Origin of the sequence: Marinilactibacillus sp. Marseille-P9653, from assembly GCF_916618885.1 — a bacterium.
In the GTDB taxonomy this organism is placed as follows: Bacteria; Bacillota; Bacilli; order Lactobacillales; family Carnobacteriaceae_A; genus Marinilactibacillus.
Map to the genome: position 1 here is coordinate 1 of NZ_CAKAKH010000004.1, position 18,636 is coordinate 18,636.

Genomic DNA, 18,636 nt, shown 5'->3' on the forward strand with positions numbered 1-18,636 from the left:
ATCGTTTGATTCATCATGCCCATATCTTTACTTTTGCGGGCACCAGTTATCGGTATACCAATGCTTTATCTCAATTAAGAAATTAACTAAATGGGAACTGCAAAGTTATGGATAAAGTTTCTGCACTCTGGTACGAACTGATGGCAGTAGTCAATGGAACAATAAATTAAAGTTAAAAGCTAGCAATTATTAGAAAAAGTAATAATGTATTTAGGAGAAAAAGAGAAAAAGAGAAAAAGAGATTAGGCGAAAATACCCTAATCTCTTTTTCCTTATCCAAGAAATTTATTGTTTTGAATACTGGCTATAATTCTTTGTGCTCTTTCGTCGTAGTTATTTTCATAATAAAACTTTGCCATTTTACGTAAAGTTTCATATGCCTTGTCACCTTCAAAGTCCGAAAAAATCTCAATTAATGATTTAATATCTGGATCGGCTTTTATGGTTTTTCTGTCTTTAGCGGAATATTCAGTATTGAAGTCGATACTTGTTACGTCTGTTTCAACTTTAGAATAATGTTTAGCTGTACTTTTTTCAGTTACGGACTTCTCCTTTTTAGGTATTGTTTCAGAGTCTACAGATTCACTAAATCTTGATTCAGATACTGGACTTTCAACTACGGGTCTGTCTTTTTTCTTTCTATTAGTTAGAGCCATTTTAAGCACCTGCTTTCGGTTCGAATGTACCTAAGTCTAATTTACGAGAACTATCTGTAAGCTTGTTACCGTTCAGGTACCTAGGTTTATACGTATAATCTTCAGGTATATCACCTAAACTTTCAAACAATTCAATTCTCTCTTCAAGTTCTTTAAAAATATCAGCAAACAAAGCGAATACTTTTCTATCGTGGTGGTCTATTACTGAAATGCCATATTCAGGATAATCGTCAATCCTTTTCTGATTATTCACTATTGCATTGAATGTGAAGTTCTCGCCAAAAGCTTCTTTCGTTTGAGCAATAATTGACTCGTGTAAGTCTCTTTTAGGTTGAAGTAAAAACGGCAATAGCCCTAACACTTCACCTTTAAAATCTTCTCCAAAGTCGTCTATTAAAGTCTGTAAGTATACGTTTATAATATCTAAAGATCCTTCAAAGGAATAGGTTTTGGTTTCCTGGGGAATAACGAAGTAATCTGCACAGACCATTGCGTTGTCAACTTTAATATCTGTACTTGGGCCAACGTCAATCCAAATATAGTCATATAGTTCTCTTAAAGGATCAAGCATTTTTGAAAAATGAAATGTACGTTGTTTAGTAACCTCAGAAACATGTTGAGGTGTATCATTTTTAAAAGGATAGAGTAGTTCTAAGTATAATCCGTATTTCGCCATATCGCCACCGCCAGCTATCATATGTAAGTTGGGAGTTAGCTCCACTATTGATCCTTTCAAATCATTATCTCTTACGGCACTAATAACTGTAGAGGGGAATCCTTTGTCAAAAGTTTTGCCCATTATACTAGTTGCGTTAGCTTGCTTATCAAAGTCTATCAATAGACATTTATTATTAAACTCTTCATTAGGTAGCGAAGCGATGATGGCTTCAAAGGATGTAGAAGTTGTTTTGCCTACACCGCCCTTTTGATTTGCATTTATTATAGTCTTAGCTGTCATATGTAAAGCACCTCCGTATAATGTAAAACTTCTCCTAAAATCAGTATACCATAGTTGGAAATGATTACAATAGTAAAATGTATTTAGGAGAAATGTTTCAAGTTGTTAATAATAAAATTTTTAAAGGAGAAAAGGAGAAAAGGAGAAAAGGAGAAAAGGAGAAAAATAAGCATTAAATCTCTTTTTCTCCTGAGTACAGTTATTAGAAAAACACTATAGGATTAGCAAATTACAATGGGGTAAGCTTTCAATTACTTATTGAAGGAGAAAAGGAGAAAAGGAGAAAAGGGGAAATTCCTCCTATTTTTTTGAAAAGAGAAAAGGAGAAATTTCCCCTTTTCTCCTATTTTTTTTTTTGCCTATCTCTATTTACATAGTTTTTGCAGTCAGTTAAGGTGTGGCTATAGAAAAATAAAAAAGAGACGGAAGAATATGATTTTACGAGAATCATATTCTTCAGAATCACATAACCAACTTTATGTGTTCCTGCTCGCCTCTAGGGTTTATAAGTGGCTGGTAACCACTTATGAAATTTAGTTTGTGGACGGATGGTATTCCGTTCGCTACCTATTTTAGCATAATAGGGCGAGCACTTCAATTTAATAGAGTCTATTTAAATCAAGTGTAGACCTATTATCCTTTGGAGAGAATACAGTAAATATGTGTTCTCTTTTTGGGAAGGATAAGTACATGACTGAAGAAAATAATACATATAAATTAATCTTGAAAAAAGGATTACTGACATATAAATATAAAAATAGCAAAGGTTGCCCACCAAATTTTGTTGAAGCTCCTGGTAAAAAGGGTGTCACTTTTGCTTTTCGTAATAAACAAAGTATGACTAAAGCAAGAGGATTCGTTATTACTTCAGAAGAAGCTATCTATGAGAATAAAGAAAAGCTCTCTCACTGGACACCGAACGTCTACCGCTGGGGTGGATACACAGATTCAAACAGAAAACATGTCATGGGTTTCTCGGAAGAAAACCTGCAACAAATCAATACATTTGTAATTGATTTTGATTGTTCAAAAGAAAAAGTGAGCAGCGACGATATTTTAATAGCTGGACTTGAACTTAATACGGTTCCGACCTTGATCCTAGAGACGCCTAATGGCTATCAGGCTTACTTTGTGTTGGACCAACCGAGCTATATTTCTAAAGCAAACGAATATAAGTCTTTGAGAACCAATAAGGCTATTGCGAGATCATTAAAAGTAGCTTTTTCAAAAGAAATTGAAGGGGTCGATTTTGGCTGCAATCCCTTTGGTATTTTTAGATTTCCACGAGAAGATAATATTGTCTACTATGATCCGACAAACGTATTCAGTTTTAAAACACTCATGGTGTGGTCCATGAAAATCAGTGACGATCAAAAACAAGAAAGACAAATGCTTCAGAAAAACAATTTTAGAAATACTGAGTTCAAACAAATTAAAACAAGCTGGTTTAGAAGTTTATTAAACGTGAAGACGATAAAAGGTGGCAAAGGATTGTTGGGACGAAATTCCGCAATTTTTACGGCTTCTTTGGCGTGTTACTCTTCAAAAATGGAAAAGGAAGACTGTATTGACTTAATGGACGAGTTCAATACCTTTTTGGCGAACCCATTATCTGATAGAGAAGTGAAGAAGATTGTCAGATCTGCTTATTCAGGACGTTACAGTGGTGCTTCAGCGCAATATGTACAATTATTGGAAGAACAGTGGGGGATCACTCAAAATCGCTCTGAGAGTTTAAATAAAGCTGCATGGCACAAGTTTGCAAAGCCCAGAGAAGAACGTGAGAAAACCCATTATTCGGAGTACCGGTTAGATCTGATTCAATTAATTGAACAAAAAACTAAAAACAAAGAAGCGTTTATTGAATTAACGAGAAAAGAGCTTGAAAAAGAGCTGAATATTCCTGAATCGAGCCTCAAAGATTTGTTAAGAATGCTAAAGGAAGATCACTACGTGATCATTCAAACGAAGCCTGGAAGAGGCGGATATACGCGTCTAGGGACAACTAAAAGTGTTGTCGTTAGTTTATTGGGGCAAAAGAAAGAACAGTATGCGAAACAAAAAAGAGAACTCGTGAAGAGGTTACCTAAAGCTGAACAGATCGTGAAAGAAGTAGAAGACATGCAACTAAAAAAAGAAGAATGGAGACCTAATATTCCTTTAGAGATCATAAATACTTCTTAAATTTTAAAAGGGACGAACTGCCTATTACTTATTTCTAGTATACTTCTTTCCTCTTGTCTAACTTCTTTATTGGGATGTTCCCTATCGTCTAGGGTAGTTTTATATTTTTTTGAGTAGGTTTTTCTACTAGGTTACCTTTGTATTTATGTCGTTTATTGATCTTTGAAAATAAAATATTTGGAGTATTCTTGGTTAAAAATGTATTTAAAACTGTTGGCATGACTGGAACTTTATAAAATGGAGTTCCAGTCATATTAAGGTTTTTTGATACTAGTCTTTATCTTATGATTATGTTCTTGAAGGTATAAAGGATACTTGATTATTGTTTTCAAAGTTTTCTTCTGTGAAAAAATATTTTTAGAAATAAGTGACTTTTTTAACTGTTTTTCTAGGTAGAGACTTGGTCAAAGTTGTTGAATAAGATGAAGTGTTAGGCGCTTTTTTTGTGGAACAAATCTGACTAAGAAATGTTCTGACTAGTACATGAAATGATAGTGAAGAAGTAGAGATATTTTATCAGGTTTTTAAATTTTTTTATAGACTAAAACTAGAAGTAACCTCATCCGTTACTTCTAGTTTTAGATGGTTTGAGTAATTGAATGTTATCGAATAATTTATGAGTATATTTGGGGAATATTTGAAGAAATTAGTGGGATTGTTGATGGGATATTGAGAACTTAATTCAGACTACTTAGGAGTTTGTTTTGATTTATAAAGGATAACATTAGGAATTATCTTAGTGATCATACGGACGAATGGAAGGTAATGATTTGAACGATATTGTAGGAGCTATTATTTCGAAATGATACAGTATTTACTTATTGATATTGATCGAGAAAGTGAGCTGAATGTTTTTTTGAAATGGTGAATAAATTTACTATTAGTTCGTTTAATTTTGGATAGAAATTTAATTCTAAAGGAGGTTATTTTTCAAAGAATCCTGGAAACTTTTTGGGTAATGGAAAGGAAAATAGCTGAACAAAAAGTCTAGATATATTTGAGAATTTTGAGAGATTATTGACAATAATATTGATCTAAATTGAGTGTATATGGGTTTGAAAATTTTATATACCAGGCATGGAATATAATAAAAATTAGTTGATTTTTATTGATCATTTTTATTTTTTAGTTTCAACTTTGTAGTGTTTTTAAAAGATTACTTAAAGGATGTTTTAAGGTAGACTATTTAGTTTATATTGATATCAATTTGGAGTTATTATTTGGGTTAGATTGAATGGGACTTTCCCCCTTTGACAAGTGAACTTTTGAGGGAAAGTATAGATTGGCAATGGTAGAGTAGGAATGATACAATAATAGAGAGATAGACAAAGGGCGCACTTATACACCCTTCTTCGAAAGGTGTATGCTAACGTCAGAAAATCAAATATCAAATATAAAATATAGAAAACAGATTTATCCCCTTCGATTATCCACTCACTTCGTTCATTCCTAATCAGGGGACAAAACCTCATTAGCATTCGTGTTTTCCTGGTTCAAGCGGAGTAAAATTTTCTGCGAAAATTTAGGTCTAATAGATTAAATAAAAGATCAAAGAGGGAGATAAACCAATGGCACAATATAGTTTTAATTGCAGGATCATTAGTAGAGCTAAAGGGCAAAGTGCCATAGCAAGTGCGAGTTATCGAAGTGGAGAAAAATTGTATAGTGAACGTTATGGAATTACTAGCTTTTACAAAAGAGACGTTCCTCCAGAAACGTTTATTTTAAAACCAGATCATGCGCCAAGTTGGACTCTTGATAGAAAAAAATTATGGAATGGTGTAGAGGAACAGGAGACATTTCTTAAAGCACAATTGGCTCGATCTTTTACGATTGCTTTACCTAGAGAAATGACAGACGAACAACAAAGAGTTTTAATAGAAGAGTTTGTTCAAGATCAATTTGTTAATCGTGGAATGGTCGCAGATGTTGCGATTCATAGAGATGATGAAAATAATCCGCATGCCCATGTTCTAACAACGGTCCGACCTTTTGACGAAAATGGAAACTGGGGAGACAAAACAAAAAAAGAATATTTGTTGGACGAAGAAGGAAAAAAACAGAAAACGAAAGCAGGAAATGTTCGGTCGCGTAAAGTAGATTTAACTGGTTGGGGAAACAAAGAAGTCTTCAAAGAGTGGAGAGAAGAATGGGCGAATATTCAAAATAAACACCTGGAAAAACTAGGATATAGTGATCGCGTTACGGACAAAAGTTATGTGGAACAAGGTATCAAAAGAACGCCTACCATTCATGAAGGATATGTCGCAAGACAGATGGAACAGAATGGTCGAAAAAGTGATCGAGTAGAACAAAATCGAACAATAAAAAAAGAGAATTATGAAACAGAATATACTAGAAGTGAAGACAGTAAAAAGACAGGGATTCAACAAAGTATCGAGCAGCTATCAGATACTGAAAAGAAAAAATTATTGACCCTTTCTGGTGCGTTAAACTTGCCGTCTATTACGTCTGAAAGTATCAAAGAAAGTAGACGATTATTGTCGAATTGGGAACGATCTACGACGATTAATCGTGATCTAGGGATAACGGTTAAAGATAGTAGTCAGTATAAAAGAATCTTTACTCTACATTTAGAAGAAGCTGCGGATATTATAGACAAAAGAAATGATCGAATCATTGAAACGTATTATCCAAAAGTCGCTGAAAAAAATCCTTCGAGCTACTATAAACGTGTTTTATCAGAAGCGACGATTAAAGAAGATCGCGTATTAACTACTGAAGAAGTTCATACGGTACTGAGTGAAGCTAAAGAGAACCAATTGAATGATCGGTTGCAGCAAATATACCGCGATCCTTATTCTGAAGATATAAAAGTTTTCCAGAAAGTATTTCTAAAAGCGCGTAAAGATAAAGCAGCTTTTCTTGAAACATATGGTATAGATCTTGAAGATCCTGAAGCGTTAACGGGTGTTTCTGAAGATGTTAAATTGGATCTGAAAAAGATCGATATGAAAGAACAACTGGCTTTCGAATCGATTAAAATAACAGAACAATATTTTGAAGAAACCATACGGTCTAGATATCCTACAGTTGATTTAAAGCAACTGACGCTTCATGAAAAAGAGCGCCTTTCAAGTCTAATTGATTACTATGGTGATCGATTCTCAGAAGTTCAACTTATTCGTGCTGGGCAAAAAGAATTGATTCAAAAATACAGTCATTATGAGAGAATGTTGGGATTAGAGTATCTTGATAAATTTAAAAAACACTCTTTTACAGAAGAGGAATTAGCGACGATAGAAAAGGATCCATTTAAAAAAGAATTGTTCCATACGGTTACAGATACCAGCAAACAAAAACTGTTTCTTTCTGAATTAGAAGATTCAGGAGTCTACCAAGAGAGAAAAGCTAACACAAAGAATGGACAAGATCATCAAGAGACACCCCTAAATCCATTATTTTCATTTTTATCGAATACTCGTTTGTACGAGAACCTCATTCAAGCCAGTGAAGACAATGCGAGAAGGCGTTCAGAAGAGATTTCCAGTCAAAGGCCAAAATCAGTAAAAAACACTCTAAATAGAAAAAACAAACACGATAGAGGCTATTCAAGCCATTTATAAATAAAATAAGACTAATCACTTTATTGGAATGGAAAAGCCATTAAAAGTATCTTAATCAGCTTTATAGAGCGTACGTTGATTAATTAAGATAAAAATATAGGTTGTATGTATAAGAACGTGAATGATATAATCTAATTAGAATTACCGCAAACCCATTAGGCGGTATACAAGACGTGGGCAGGCTCAGAGCATATCGCAAACCCATTATGCGATCTATAAAACGTGGGCGGGAATGTTTTTTCAATTAAAAGAAGCTGTCTGAGAACCCCTCATATAGCTTCTTTTTTGTAAAAATCTCCTTGGTATATCAACCATTTAGCATGAAACCATGGTATAATAGAGAAGTAGAAAGTTGAGACGGTGGCTATCTTGGAAGGTGGTGGTGCTTATGAAAATAGGTACTGAAATCTTAGAAAGGAGAAGCCTTTTTGTCCGTAGCTGAAGCCTTACAGCTCATGATGGGTTTTGGAAGTCTGTTGATTTCCTTAATTAGTCTTGTAGTTGTGCTGATAAAGCTAAACAACGACAAAAAAAATAACCGTCTTTAACTTTGGCGAGTTAACGGTTATTTTTTAATAATCAAACTTTGCTACCGTCTTAACGGTTCTACACGAGAGGGCATGTTAGCGCATGTCCTCTTTTTCTATCTAAATTATACCATATGTTTACATGTAGTCAAATAGTATAATACACCATGTGTTGTTTGGTAGAAATTCATTGATAAAAGTTGCGTACTGTATACTAAAAAATGAAGTAGCAGTATCTACTAAAAAATTAGCTAGTATGATTAGGAAAGGAGAACAGAATCTAGTAAGATCATTACAAGTAGCAGTTCGAGAAAAAGCTTAGTAACAGAATATAAAATCGATTATCTCAAGATAAGTTCTTAGTGGTTAAACGTTGTACTCGTTTTATGCGGCTTTCCTTATAAAAAATTTATACATGATTTCACCTAGGTATAATGTATTAATTTTTTACGTAGCCCTAAAGAAAAAGAACCCCTATTTGAAGGGGCTCTTGATATTACTTTTATAGAATTCCATATATACAAATGTCTGCTATCATTTATTTTCTATCTTTTCAAAAGTCAATATATCATTAATATCTTGAACATCTAACACAGTTGCTATTAGTTCAAGATGCTTAAAATTAATTACCGTTCTTGCACCTCGAACTATATCACTTATTGTATTTGCACGAATGCCTGTCTGCTCAGATAAATCTTTTTGAGTCATATTTTTTTTGATTAATAATTCATCTATTCTTAATTTTGACTTTACCGTAGGTGCCAATATACCGCACTTCCTTTATATATTAATTAGTGATCTCTCTACTGTCATGTACATAACATCCCAAAGAGTAGCTTCTTTACCTCCGACAGTCGGGTTTCCACCAATAGAAGACATATAATTAATAGCTTTTTTAGCTAACTCATTTTTTAAGGTGTCATATGTTTCAAACGGATCTTTCCTCCATTCATACATTCCGTTTTCGTCTTCTTTTAATATAGATCTAAAAGCTCCCAGTATTGGATATATAAGTCCTACAGGTACCTTATATCTCAAATCATGATCATTAAATCTAGTTTTGGCTACAGGGTTACCATCATTATATCCGGAATATGATAAAGCACCGTATTTACCACCTTCATTATTATAAGCGGATGGGAGAGTCATTTCTATTTCTGTATATAAATCAAATATGTCAGGGGCAATATTATGCATTTTTTCGAATACAGCATTAGATTGTAGATAAGCTGTTAGAACTGAAGCTTTTGAAGAATATGCAACAGTTGGGTGTTTAATATTACTATATTTATCCTTATTAAACATTGTTAGAACTGCTACAATTTCTCTTGCGTCTATAATTCGATAAACAGGAAATTCATCTCTCTTTTCGAATTGTTTAAATGCAACTCTCTCATACATCGGTAAGCCACCTATAGAGTCTTTAATAGGATCGAATTGATCTCGTAGTTCAGCCAAGGATTGCTCACTGACTTCAACAGATGTATTGCGTGCTTCTGCTAGTAAGTCCATTTGGTCCTCTACGCCTTCCATTATTTCAACTTGAACATATTCATCTATAGTTTTATTTTTACTGAGTTCGTCTAAAATAATTTTGTATGTGTGACCTCCATCTATGTTCCCATGGACATTCAAATCTTTAAAGACTAAGGTCATTTTATCAGTTTTGTTGTTAAAGTGAATACTGTCAACCGATAATAATATTCCACGATTTCTTTTATGGAATTGTTGTTCACCAGATGTCAGTGAATTCTTAATCGCTTTGGCAACGTCTGTGTTTAAATTTTGTTCTCTTGGATTTGTCATCATAGGTAAATCTGCTGGTATATCCTTTACGTGAACGTAAGTAAAGTATTTATTATACTTAGTCACGAAGGGATCTTCTAACTTCCTAAACCCACACACCGGTATTTCAACAATGTTTGTATTTTTGTTACTCATTTCATATTCCTCCTATTTTATAGGTCTAATTATCAAAAGTTGATAATAGATCGATTGCTAATGATTGTAAAATAACCATTGCACATACATTATATCGATATATCGATATAATGTCAATTTTTTTATTTTTATTATCATTCTTTACCATATAAAGGGCTCTATCATAACATTTTTGCTTTCAAGAAAAAATAGCCACCGTTTAACAAAAATATGAATAATAAATTGCTATAAGGATTGTAACCACCTTGCTAACGAAAGAAAAGCAGTCTTTATTTGAGAAAATAAGACTCGGTTATTTCTAAGATATTTAGGTACTATCTAATTTTCAAAGTATTTAATTTTACTCCGAATTATAATGTTAACAAAGAACACTTTCTGTTTAGGCTGAGACAATATACTTCTAAAAAACCCCTTAACTACTGAATTATGGAATCAGTAAGGTAAGTGGTTTTTCTGGACATTTAGTACAGATAATAAATATTCAATCTCTAAATGCTCTTTTTGCTACTTTATTCAATAATTTTTCCTTGTCAGTCTGAAATTCCAATTCATGAATGCGCACATGACAATTTGGACAAACCGCGATACTTGTCAAATTTTTATCACTAAAATTTTAAAAATAGTGATAAGAAACGCTCTTGATTTATTTTTATGAAGCATGACATTGCATTCGAAGTTTGTACCCACTTTCAAGAAAAAAAAAAGAACAGAGGGACATTAGTCCTTCTGTTCTAGAGATATATACTTTTTTACTTACGAACCCACATTTTATAAATCGCGTAATGGGTTTGCGACAGTTCTTGACGAGCCCACATTTTAATGAGTCGCATGATGGGTTTGCGACAGCTCTTACCTTGTATATAATACCATACATAACGCTATTTATAGGTACTTTTCAATACATTATTTGAAATGCAATTTATGCTTTTTACTTTCTAATGATAAAAAGCCGTCATATTTAAAAAATTTGCCGTCTTTATCTCTTTTTAAGGTTGCTTTAAAGGTCTTGACTTATTACTCGTTTGCGTAAGTTGTGTAATGAGAAATGCAACAGATTATTTTTCATCTTTATCGGCTAGTAGCACTTCATAGTTAACGTTTAATATATGTTTAATACCGTCTAATTGGCTCAATTTAATATGCTGTCTGCCAGCTTCTATTTTAACTAAAGTTTCTCTTGTCATATTTACATTTTTTAATTGAAGCTGTTTTACTAATTCAGTTTGACCGATCCCTTTTTGTTTACGCAATCGTCTAATATTAGAGCCTATGATATTTTCGTTATCGATTATTTTTTCTTCCATCAAATGTAGCACACCTTTAGAACTGAAATAAGTCCTTTTAATGTTAAGTTTAGATTTTGCTCATGTTATAATGGGACTAGTTCTGGTTCTTTTTGAGATAAGCCTTAAAAAAGGCTCAACTTATAATAGATCTATCTTATAAATCATTTCAAAAAAAGTATTTAGATAGATATTGGAGGATATAAAATGAGCAAGATATATGCAGTAAGTTCAGAAGAAGGTTTAGCGGTTGTTGTGAATGCTGATAGTAAAGAAGAGGCTCGGGAAATATTTATTAGGAATCAAGTTGATAATGAGTTTGTACAAGAATATGTTTCTAGTTTTGTAATGATTGATAGTTTTTTTGAGCGATTTTATCGAGATGAAATAGGTCCTTTGTATAATAGCGAATCAGGATTGTTTGAAGAGGTTGATAGAATTCGAGAAATGACTTCTGAAGAAAAAGAAGCATATATGCTTTCATGTATAGAAAAAAATGTTAAAGAATATTGGGAAGATAAGCCCGAATTTGCAAAAGAATACCTAGAACAATTCCATGAGGGGAATAGAACTGAAACTTATTGCGCAACGAATTTTTCTGAAGCGTTTTGGCTAGCTGCGTCAAAAGAAGTTATAGATGAAGGGCGCTGCTATGGAGATATTGAGATTGTCGAAATAGATTTTGAAAATACCAACTATCATCTTATTAATGATTGACCGATAAGTTGATAATGATTTTTGTATAAGAGAATTGTTCTACAAAAATAGAGTGAATCAAGTTAAATGAATAGTAATTTGATTATCTAATATTTTAACGGAATAAAGAAGAGTGAGCATATTACGCTCACTCTTCTTTACATATGCTTTTCAGTTTTCAACTAATACTAGCTTTCGTAGTATCTAATATAATTTCCTATTTTTTCATTGCAAACCAATGTGCTACATTTGTATCTGACTATGTTTCTTTAAAAAGCTAGTGATATAAAGTCAATCATCTATTGATTTTGGATTGTAATTGGATAATGGCCAGTCTAATAAATTCGTCTTCTATTATTTTTTTAAGTTCTAACCCTCTGTTTTGAAGTTCTTCAGCATGTTTAAGTTTTAATGATCGAGAGTCCGGCTCGAAAAGATCTAGGTTACTTCTTCCAATCACTAAAAGAGTTGTCTTTTGAGATACACTATACTGGACCTGTCCGCCTAAAGATCGAACCAAATTCTGTGCCTGTTTTCTAGTCATACTAGCTAATTTTCCTGTGAACACAACCGTTTCGTTTCGAATCATTCGCTGTACCTCGCTTGTCTTTAGTTATTTTCTTCGACTGTTTTAAGCTTATTATCAAAATCACTTTATAATAATTTTTAGTATAAGCTTTTATGCAAGAGAATACACTGGTTCCATTTCTATTTTTTTGAAAAGGTTTGCAATTAATGAGGTTGTTTCGCTATAATTAGAACTAAGGTTCGGAATTTATATTATGCGGAATTGGAGTGTTTACCTATGTCGAATTTGCAAATGTCTTTTAATAAGTTTCATGAAAATATTAGGCTAGAACTTGATGATAAAGATACATTGCGTGAAAAGAGAAGCGAAGTTGAAGAAGTTATACAAGATAATATTCAATTAAATTTTAAGTATAGTTTTTTTGATCAAGGAAGTTACTCAACTCACACAGGAATAAAACCTTTGACTAACGAAGATTATGATATAGATAGAGGAATGATTATCCAAGCTACTGAAGATGAACTGAGTCCAGGTACAGCAAAAAAAGCAGTTTTTGATGCCCTTATAATGCAATACGGAGAGGAAAACGTTAGAGTAAAAGTGCCTTGCATAACAGTTGAGTTTCCGAAAGACAATGTACATGTGGATATAGCTATTTATCGTGAAGAGAATGATAGTCTTTATTTATGTAAAGGAAAATTAAAAAGTCAACCAGAAAACAAATGTTGGGAAATTGCTGATCCTAAAAGTTTGAAAGAAAAGATCAACAAAGCACAAAATACTGAGGAAGATAGAAAACAATTTCGTCGAATCATTCGTTATCTTAAAAGATGGAAAGACTTAAAGTTTAAAGGACAAGATAATCGACCTACGGGTATTGGTATTTCTGTATTTGCGATTGACAAATTTACTCCAGAATATTTATTTGATAGCATTACTTATGAAAACAAATATGATGATGCTCTCTGTTTAAAAAAGTTTGTAAATAAAATGATAAACGGATTTTCTTGGGAGTCAGGAGAAGAAGATGTGTACGAACGGCTTAAAGTATTCTTGCCCACAGAGCCGTATTCAGATGTATATCAGAAGGTCTCAGAAAATCAGATGAGAGACTTCAAAAAGAAGTTAACCTCTTTACATGAAGCATTAGAAGAAGCTTTAAATATGTCGGATTTGCATGAATCTACTACACTGTTGCAAAAATATTTCGGAGAAGATTTTGAAATCACTTCTCAGGAAAAGACTGCCAAAGCGTTTAACCAAACCGCTGTTATTAGTGATACTCCAAGCGCATAAAGGAAGTAATTATCATGACTGATTTTAAGCAAGTGATAGAAAAGTATTATGGAGAAGTTCTTCAATTTAAAGAACAAAAAAATTTAACTTGTTTTCTATATGAGTATGAAGCTTTAAATAAAAAAGTTACTTTGCGAATTGAAATATCAGATAGATTTCCCAATGAGATACCTGAAATTTTTGTGCACAAATATGAAGATAGTTTAGATTTCTTTTCTCATGTGGAGAGTGAGGGAAAAGTTTGTTACTTTCCAACTGATAATATCGTGTTTGATAACACCAAGCCGGAACAGTTAATTATAGAATGTTTAAATCAAGTGCTAAAAATTATTGAAACATGGAAAACTCAAGAGATGGAAAATGAATTACGAAGAGAATTTCTTTCTTATTGGAGTTATTTATGGAATAAGAGTAAGAGTCGTAGTATTTGCACATTATACTCAGTACTTGGAGACTCGATACAAGAGTGTGAAATAATAAGAAGCAAAAGTCGTAATTTTTTATTTAGTAAAAAAGATAATAAAAAACAAGAAATTTTGAATATCGTTTTAGGAGAAAATCACGATAGAAATAAATTAAAAAAAGAAACTGCACTATATCTTCCTATAAGGGAAAACAACAATATCATACCTCCTAATCCAAAAAAAGAATTAAAAATAGAAGATGTAAAAAATATAATTGATGGAAATTTAAGGTCATCAGTGAAGAAACAATATAAAAGATGGTTAAAGAGGACAAAAAAAAGTTTTTGGCTCTTTGTAGGTATTCCTATTAGTTCTGGTAATACTATCGTAATAGGTTTTTTTGTGAAAAATCATGGCAATAATAACCCTTTAAAGAAAAATGATCATTCTCACAAAGTAATACCTTTGCTTATAAAAAGGGCTGATAGTCAGTATCAGATTAATAGAACTTCTCAAAATCACTCATTAGATAAAGCAAAAATAGCAATAATTGGCTTGGGTTCAGTAGGATCTATAGTAGCAAACCATCTTTCAAAAATGGGTGCCAAATCACTATTGTTAGTTGATAATGATTCGATAGAAGTGGAAAATATTTCAAGGCATTTGCTTGGTTTTGATAGTTTGTCAAAAGGGGACGGATCAAAAGTAGAAGCCCTTCAAAATTATATCGAAAAGCAAAATCCTAATATTAATATAGACGTGGAAAGTTTAAGTTTTCAAAAAATGATTGAGGTAGATCCTTCTTCTTTTGATGATATAGATATCATAGTATCCTGTACTGGAGATACTATGACTAATATTTATATTGATAACTTCTTTAAGGAAATGAATAAACCTTTAGTATTCGGATGGCTTGATCCATATGGTATTGGAAGCCATTGTTTGATAGCAAAAGCGCAAAATCCTGGGTGCTATGGATGTTTAAACTATGGTAGTGAAGGATTATGTAGCAATAGAGCATCCTTTGCTGAACCTGGACAAAACTTCCAAAAAAATTTAGCGAGCTGTGGTTCTTCATTTATACCTTACAACTATATAGCTAGTAACTCGGCTGCTAATCTTGTGTGTGAAGGAGTTTTAAGAGTGATCGAAGGGGAAGTAGATAGCAATAATTTATTGACTTCAAGTATTGGTCGGACTAACCAGTTTTTGAAGGAAGGGTTTAAGTTAAGCAAGCGACATAAAATTTGTACTGAAGTACCAGAAAAACTAGAAACAAAGTTCGTTGTTTCTGAATATTGTCCTTTTTGTGGTGAGGCGAGTTGATACAATTAAAGCTACACGATGGTAGGATTATAGAAATTAAAGAAAGCTCAATAGAAGTTTTCTTTAAGTATATTCAAACAGCCGATAAAAAAGAAGCTGGAGGAGTGTTAGTCGGTAAGCGACTATTAAATAATACTACCATTGTAACTTTCGCTTCAGAACCTGGTAATTTGGATAAAAGAAGTAAGTTTAGGTTTAGAAAATACCCGGCACACCACAAGCAGTTTATTGACCAGCATTTAAATCAGAGTGACCGATTCATGGGGTTTGTAGGAGAATGGCATAGTCACCCAGAACCCGTACCTACTCCGTCTCAAACAGACTACAAATCTTGGACAAAGATAATAACTGATAACAGTGATACTTCATTGCTCTTTTTTATTATAGGTACAGTTAAAATTGGAATTTTTTACCTAGATAATAAGACATGGAAAAACGTAGAATTCACAATTAATGATAGGAGTGATGAAGTATGAAAAATAAAAGTATACGAAAAGATCTCTTTTTTTGGTTTTCCAAAATATGGATTCAATTAGTCATTTTATTGATAACGCCTCTAGTTGTTAGTTTAGTAGTAGGAAATACGTTAACTTCTACGGAGATATCAAAGATATCTACAAGAAATTATTTTCTTAGAACTATATATGAACTCTTTACTGATAAAGGGATTGCTTCTTTTATTATGATATTCATAATTACTTTTTCTACAATCTTTATTTTTTTGAGAAACATGAACAAGGATTCTTTATTAAATGACGGACAAAATATTTATATGCATGATCAGTATATTAGACTATGGATTGCTTCAAAATTACTCGGATATAGTAAATTATATTTGGTAGGAGTTTCTCTACCATTACAATTTAAATTGATATTAGAAGGAACATTTAAAGAATATACATCGGAGAGTTCTACAACTAATTACGTGATCCTTAATGGAGAAATTATTGTCGATGACTCTGAAATGGTTAAAAAAAATAATGAAGATTGTCCATTGGTATTACTTATTTGCGATACTTACGACATAGAAAATGAACAAATAGTAGAACCGTACAAAAAATATCCAAGAGTAAAAATCTCTTCTCCCAATACAGATGACGGCATTCGTTACGATAATCCAGAATTAGTAGTTGTAGTTAGAAAAATTACCCAACAGTATATATCTCAATTTCCTGAAATTATAGTACTAGCGACTATGAATCCGAAAAATAGTATGAAAATTATTGGAGATTCATTTGCACAATCTGGAAGAAATGGATTCAAAAAAATTACAGTATTGCAGATGGGTGAAAACCGTAAATATTTAGATGAATATATTGTCTTTGAAAAGTAGTGGTTTTTGGGGTAATGAGAGTGGAAAGAATTCAACCATTATTTGGTGTAAGACTTTCTTCTTTCATTAATAACCTTTGCTGAAGTAAATTAAATTTATTATTTTTTTGACAAAAAATTTAAATTGGTGTATTATAAATGCATAGGAACTTACCACGCTTCTTGAGAATTATCTCTAGCGGACCAAGGTAGGTCTTTTTTTTTACATAAATTGAGAAAGTAGATGTCATATGTTTACCTATAAAACTTTAGAGTATGTAGATTTTTTATTTAAAGAAAAAGATAAAATTAAATTAAAACCGACAACGAAACCTTACGATGTGAAAAAATTTAAGAGTACTAATGATTTAATAAAACATTTAAATACTGCTGATTGGAATCCTATTTCTTTTAATAAGGATGAATATAGAGAAGCTTGTGTATTTTTAAAATATACAAACTACTACTATTTTTCAATATATAGAAAGCAATTACCTAGAATAAATAGTAGAAGATACACATTTTCTGAAGTTATGAGTTTGTATAATTTTGATCAATGGTTAAGAGAAGAACTTAACAAAGTTACTGGAGTTATAGAAATCATGTTACGTTCAACATTGACTCGTGAATTAGGAAACAACTATACAGGGGAATTAGAGAAAGCAGAGCTCTATTTAGATCCAAACATATATAATTCGCAAAAATCATATAGGGAAAGTTTAAGTATGATAGAACACAGAATCAGTGCGAGTAAATCAGAACCGATCATGCATCATAAAAATAACAAAGACTATAGTATTCCTCTGTGGGTATTAGTGGACGAACTTACTTTTGGAGAATTGTGTCGATTTGTTGAAAGTTTAGATGAAGGATATCGTAATTATTGGATTATTAATGCTTTTCCTAAAAAACATATGAAAAAGTATATTTTCAGTTGGTTTCGTGTCGCTTGGTATATGAGAAATGTTTGTGCTCACTACTCTAGAATATATGGTAGATACTTTACCGCTGTTAGACCACAGCTTATGAAGCAAGAAAAAAAATTAGCAGGAAAAAAAGGTGACGATAATCAAGATTTATTTGCTTACTTATTGGCGTTCAAGCATCTAGTTAGTTTTAACAATCACTATAAAAGAAAAGGCTGGAACGAATTTATAGATCAATTAGAAAATAGGATAGATACTTATCCAGAACTGATTTTGTGCAGTAAGATGGGATTTCCAGAAAATTGGAAAGTGCTTCTATCGATTTAAACAGAGGTGAAGCTGTTGATTTTTCTAATATTATATATAATGGTTATAAATCTCGTTTTGCATAGTTTCCTCGTCTAGCCCTATATAGGCTAATGTGACCGCTGGACTAGAATGGTTAAAGACCTTCATCAACAAACTCACATCATTGGTCCGCTTATAATGAAGATACCCGAAAGTTTTGCGCAAACTATGAGGGGACAACTTCAATCCAATAAGATCTCCAGATTCCTGGACAATCCGAAAAGCCTGATAACGGCTGATGGGTTGTTCAGGATTTTTATTGCTCGGAAACAAGTAATCGTCTTCTGTTAGTTGGTTGGTCATTACATAATCTCTGATAATCAGTTGGATTCCTGCGTTCAACTGGAATCTTTTCGGTTTTTTCGTTTTTTGTTCGATTCCGATATACTCTCCATGTAAGACGGTCCCAACTTTGGTCGACAACACGTCAGAGACACGCAGACCGGTATTCAACATAAAATCGATCAAAACATATTTTTTAGAGGTCTTTCCCCACAAACTTTTCAATTCTCTCAATTTTTCTTGGTCTTTCACTGGACTCGAAGTACTCATATTTCCGCTCCTTAAAATGCAACAATCAGCTTCAATAAGTTGCGTTATTTACTTATAAATTAAGTATACAAAAAAAACCTTGAATATTCAAGGTTTTGGACGCAACATTCTT

The 18,636-nt window shown here is 32.5% G+C and carries 16 protein-coding genes; 9 read left to right on the plus strand and 7 right to left on the minus strand.

From position 1 onward, the window contains the following. Positions 1 to 272: 272 nt before the first annotated feature. Positions 273 to 656 (minus strand): hypothetical protein, encoded by a 384-nt coding sequence (locus tag LG377_RS12290; RefSeq protein ID WP_225745000.1) that lies wholly within the window; start codon positions 654 to 656, stop codon positions 273 to 275. Position 657: 1 nt separating this feature from the next. After that, complete coding sequence (locus tag LG377_RS12295; protein WP_225745001.1) at positions 658 to 1,614, minus strand: AAA family ATPase; 957 nt, start codon at positions 1,612 to 1,614, stop codon at positions 658 to 660. 690 nt (positions 1,615 to 2,304) lie between these two features. Between LG377_RS12295 and LG377_RS12300 the strand changes: the two genes are divergently transcribed. The 3 genes from LG377_RS12300 (at position 2,305) to LG377_RS12310 (ending at position 7,933) form a co-directional block, all read left to right on the plus strand. Beyond that, a complete protein-coding gene (locus tag LG377_RS12300; protein ID WP_225745002.1) occupies positions 2,305 to 3,798 on the plus strand; it encodes a primase C-terminal domain-containing protein in 1,494 nt (497 codons plus the stop codon). Positions 3,799 to 5,366: 1,568 nt separating this feature from the next. Beyond that, complete coding sequence (mobQ, locus tag LG377_RS12305; protein ID WP_225745003.1) at positions 5,367 to 7,385, plus strand: MobQ family relaxase; 2,019 nt, start codon at positions 5,367 to 5,369, stop codon at positions 7,383 to 7,385. Positions 7,386 to 7,843: 458 nt separating this feature from the next. Next, positions 7,844 to 7,933: a putative holin-like toxin gene (locus LG377_RS12310; protein WP_255612837.1), complete on the plus strand. Its 90-nt coding sequence runs from the start codon at positions 7,844 to 7,846 to the stop codon at positions 7,931 to 7,933. A gap of 513 nt (positions 7,934 to 8,446) precedes the next feature. On the opposite strand, the gene LG377_RS12315 is transcribed toward LG377_RS12310, so the two are convergent. The 3 genes from LG377_RS12315 to LG377_RS12325 all read right to left on the minus strand — a co-directional run bounded on the left by LG377_RS12315 (position 8,447) and on the right by LG377_RS12325 (position 11,169). Beyond that, positions 8,447 to 8,677 carry a helix-turn-helix transcriptional regulator gene (locus LG377_RS12315; RefSeq protein WP_225745005.1) on the minus strand — a complete coding sequence of 77 codons (231 nt, stop codon included), beginning with the start codon at positions 8,675 to 8,677 and terminating at the stop codon, positions 8,447 to 8,449. Between the two features lie 15 nt (positions 8,678 to 8,692). After that, entirely contained in the window at positions 8,693 to 9,853 is a 1,161-nt protein-coding gene (locus LG377_RS12320) for an AIPR family protein (protein WP_225745006.1), read from the minus strand. 1,055 nt (positions 9,854 to 10,908) lie between these two features. Then, positions 10,909 to 11,169 carry a helix-turn-helix domain-containing protein gene (locus LG377_RS12325; RefSeq protein ID WP_225745007.1) on the minus strand — a complete coding sequence of 87 codons (261 nt, stop codon included), beginning with the start codon at positions 11,167 to 11,169 and terminating at the stop codon, positions 10,909 to 10,911. 174 nt (positions 11,170 to 11,343) lie between these two features. Between LG377_RS12325 and LG377_RS12330 the strand changes: the two genes are divergently transcribed. Next, complete coding sequence (locus LG377_RS12330; RefSeq protein ID WP_225745008.1) at positions 11,344 to 11,853, plus strand: hypothetical protein; 510 nt, start codon at positions 11,344 to 11,346, stop codon at positions 11,851 to 11,853. Positions 11,854 to 12,127: 274 nt separating this feature from the next. Here the strand turns inward: LG377_RS12330 and LG377_RS12335 are convergent, their stop codons facing one another. After that, positions 12,128 to 12,421: a BRCT domain-containing protein gene (locus LG377_RS12335; RefSeq protein WP_225745009.1), complete on the minus strand. Its 294-nt coding sequence runs from the start codon at positions 12,419 to 12,421 to the stop codon at positions 12,128 to 12,130. 216 nt (positions 12,422 to 12,637) lie between these two features. Here LG377_RS12335 and LG377_RS12340 point away from each other — a divergent pair, with 216 nt between their 5' ends. The 5 genes from LG377_RS12340 (at position 12,638) to LG377_RS12360 (ending at position 17,951) form a co-directional block, all read left to right on the plus strand. Further along, the gene (locus LG377_RS12340) at positions 12,638 to 13,657 is read left to right on the plus strand and encodes a nucleotidyltransferase (RefSeq protein WP_225745010.1); all 1,020 of its coding nucleotides are present in this window, start codon (positions 12,638 to 12,640) and stop codon (positions 13,655 to 13,657) included. A gap of 14 nt (positions 13,658 to 13,671) precedes the next feature. Beyond that, positions 13,672 to 15,387, plus strand: coding sequence for a ThiF family adenylyltransferase (locus tag LG377_RS12345; RefSeq protein ID WP_225745011.1), 1,716 nt, complete (start codon positions 13,672 to 13,674; stop codon positions 15,385 to 15,387). Beyond that, positions 15,384 to 15,863, plus strand: a complete 480-nt coding sequence (locus LG377_RS12350; protein WP_225745012.1) for a Mov34/MPN/PAD-1 family protein — start codon at positions 15,384 to 15,386, stop codon at positions 15,861 to 15,863. Before LG377_RS12345 ends, LG377_RS12350 begins: the two co-directional genes overlap by 4 nt. Then, complete coding sequence (locus tag LG377_RS12355) at positions 15,860 to 16,720, plus strand: acyltransferase (RefSeq protein ID WP_225745013.1); 861 nt, start codon at positions 15,860 to 15,862, stop codon at positions 16,718 to 16,720. Before LG377_RS12350 ends, LG377_RS12355 begins: the two co-directional genes overlap by 4 nt. 229 nt (positions 16,721 to 16,949) lie before the next feature. Continuing rightward, positions 16,950 to 17,951, plus strand: coding sequence for an Abi family protein (locus tag LG377_RS12360; RefSeq protein WP_225745014.1), 1,002 nt, complete (start codon positions 16,950 to 16,952; stop codon positions 17,949 to 17,951). A 30-nt stretch (positions 17,952 to 17,981) separates the two neighbouring features. On the opposite strand, the gene LG377_RS12365 is transcribed toward LG377_RS12360, so the two are convergent. Next, positions 17,982 to 18,524: a tyrosine-type recombinase/integrase gene (locus LG377_RS12365; RefSeq protein ID WP_225745015.1), complete on the minus strand. Its 543-nt coding sequence runs from the start codon at positions 18,522 to 18,524 to the stop codon at positions 17,982 to 17,984. Between the last annotated feature and the right edge of the window lie 112 nt (positions 18,525 to 18,636).

Coding starts and splice junctions, on each gene's coding strand:
- LG377_RS12290 (WP_225745000.1), bottom strand. CDS start 656: ATGGCTCTAACTAATAGAAAGAAAAAAGACAGACCCGTAGTTGAAAGT.
- LG377_RS12295 (WP_225745001.1), bottom strand. CDS start 1,614: ATGACAGCTAAGACTATAATAAATGCAAATCAAAAGGGCGGTGTAGGC.
- LG377_RS12300 (WP_225745002.1), top strand. CDS start 2,305: ATGACTGAAGAAAATAATACATATAAATTAATCTTGAAAAAAGGATTA.
- mobQ (WP_225745003.1), top strand. CDS start 5,367: ATGGCACAATATAGTTTTAATTGCAGGATCATTAGTAGAGCTAAAGGG.
- LG377_RS12310 (WP_255612837.1), top strand. CDS start 7,844: ATGGGTTTTGGAAGTCTGTTGATTTCCTTAATTAGTCTTGTAGTTGTG.
- LG377_RS12320 (WP_225745006.1), bottom strand. CDS start 9,853: ATGAGTAACAAAAATACAAACATTGTTGAAATACCGGTGTGTGGGTTT.
- LG377_RS12330 (WP_225745008.1), top strand. CDS start 11,344: ATGAGCAAGATATATGCAGTAAGTTCAGAAGAAGGTTTAGCGGTTGTT.
- LG377_RS12335 (WP_225745009.1), bottom strand. CDS start 12,421: ATGATTCGAAACGAAACGGTTGTGTTCACAGGAAAATTAGCTAGTATG.
- LG377_RS12340 (WP_225745010.1), top strand. CDS start 12,638: ATGTCGAATTTGCAAATGTCTTTTAATAAGTTTCATGAAAATATTAGG.
- LG377_RS12345 (WP_225745011.1), top strand. CDS start 13,672: ATGACTGATTTTAAGCAAGTGATAGAAAAGTATTATGGAGAAGTTCTT.
- LG377_RS12355 (WP_225745013.1), top strand. CDS start 15,860: ATGAAAAATAAAAGTATACGAAAAGATCTCTTTTTTTGGTTTTCCAAA.
- LG377_RS12360 (WP_225745014.1), top strand. CDS start 16,950: ATGTTTACCTATAAAACTTTAGAGTATGTAGATTTTTTATTTAAAGAA.
- LG377_RS12365 (WP_225745015.1), bottom strand. CDS start 18,524: ATGAGTACTTCGAGTCCAGTGAAAGACCAAGAAAAATTGAGAGAATTG.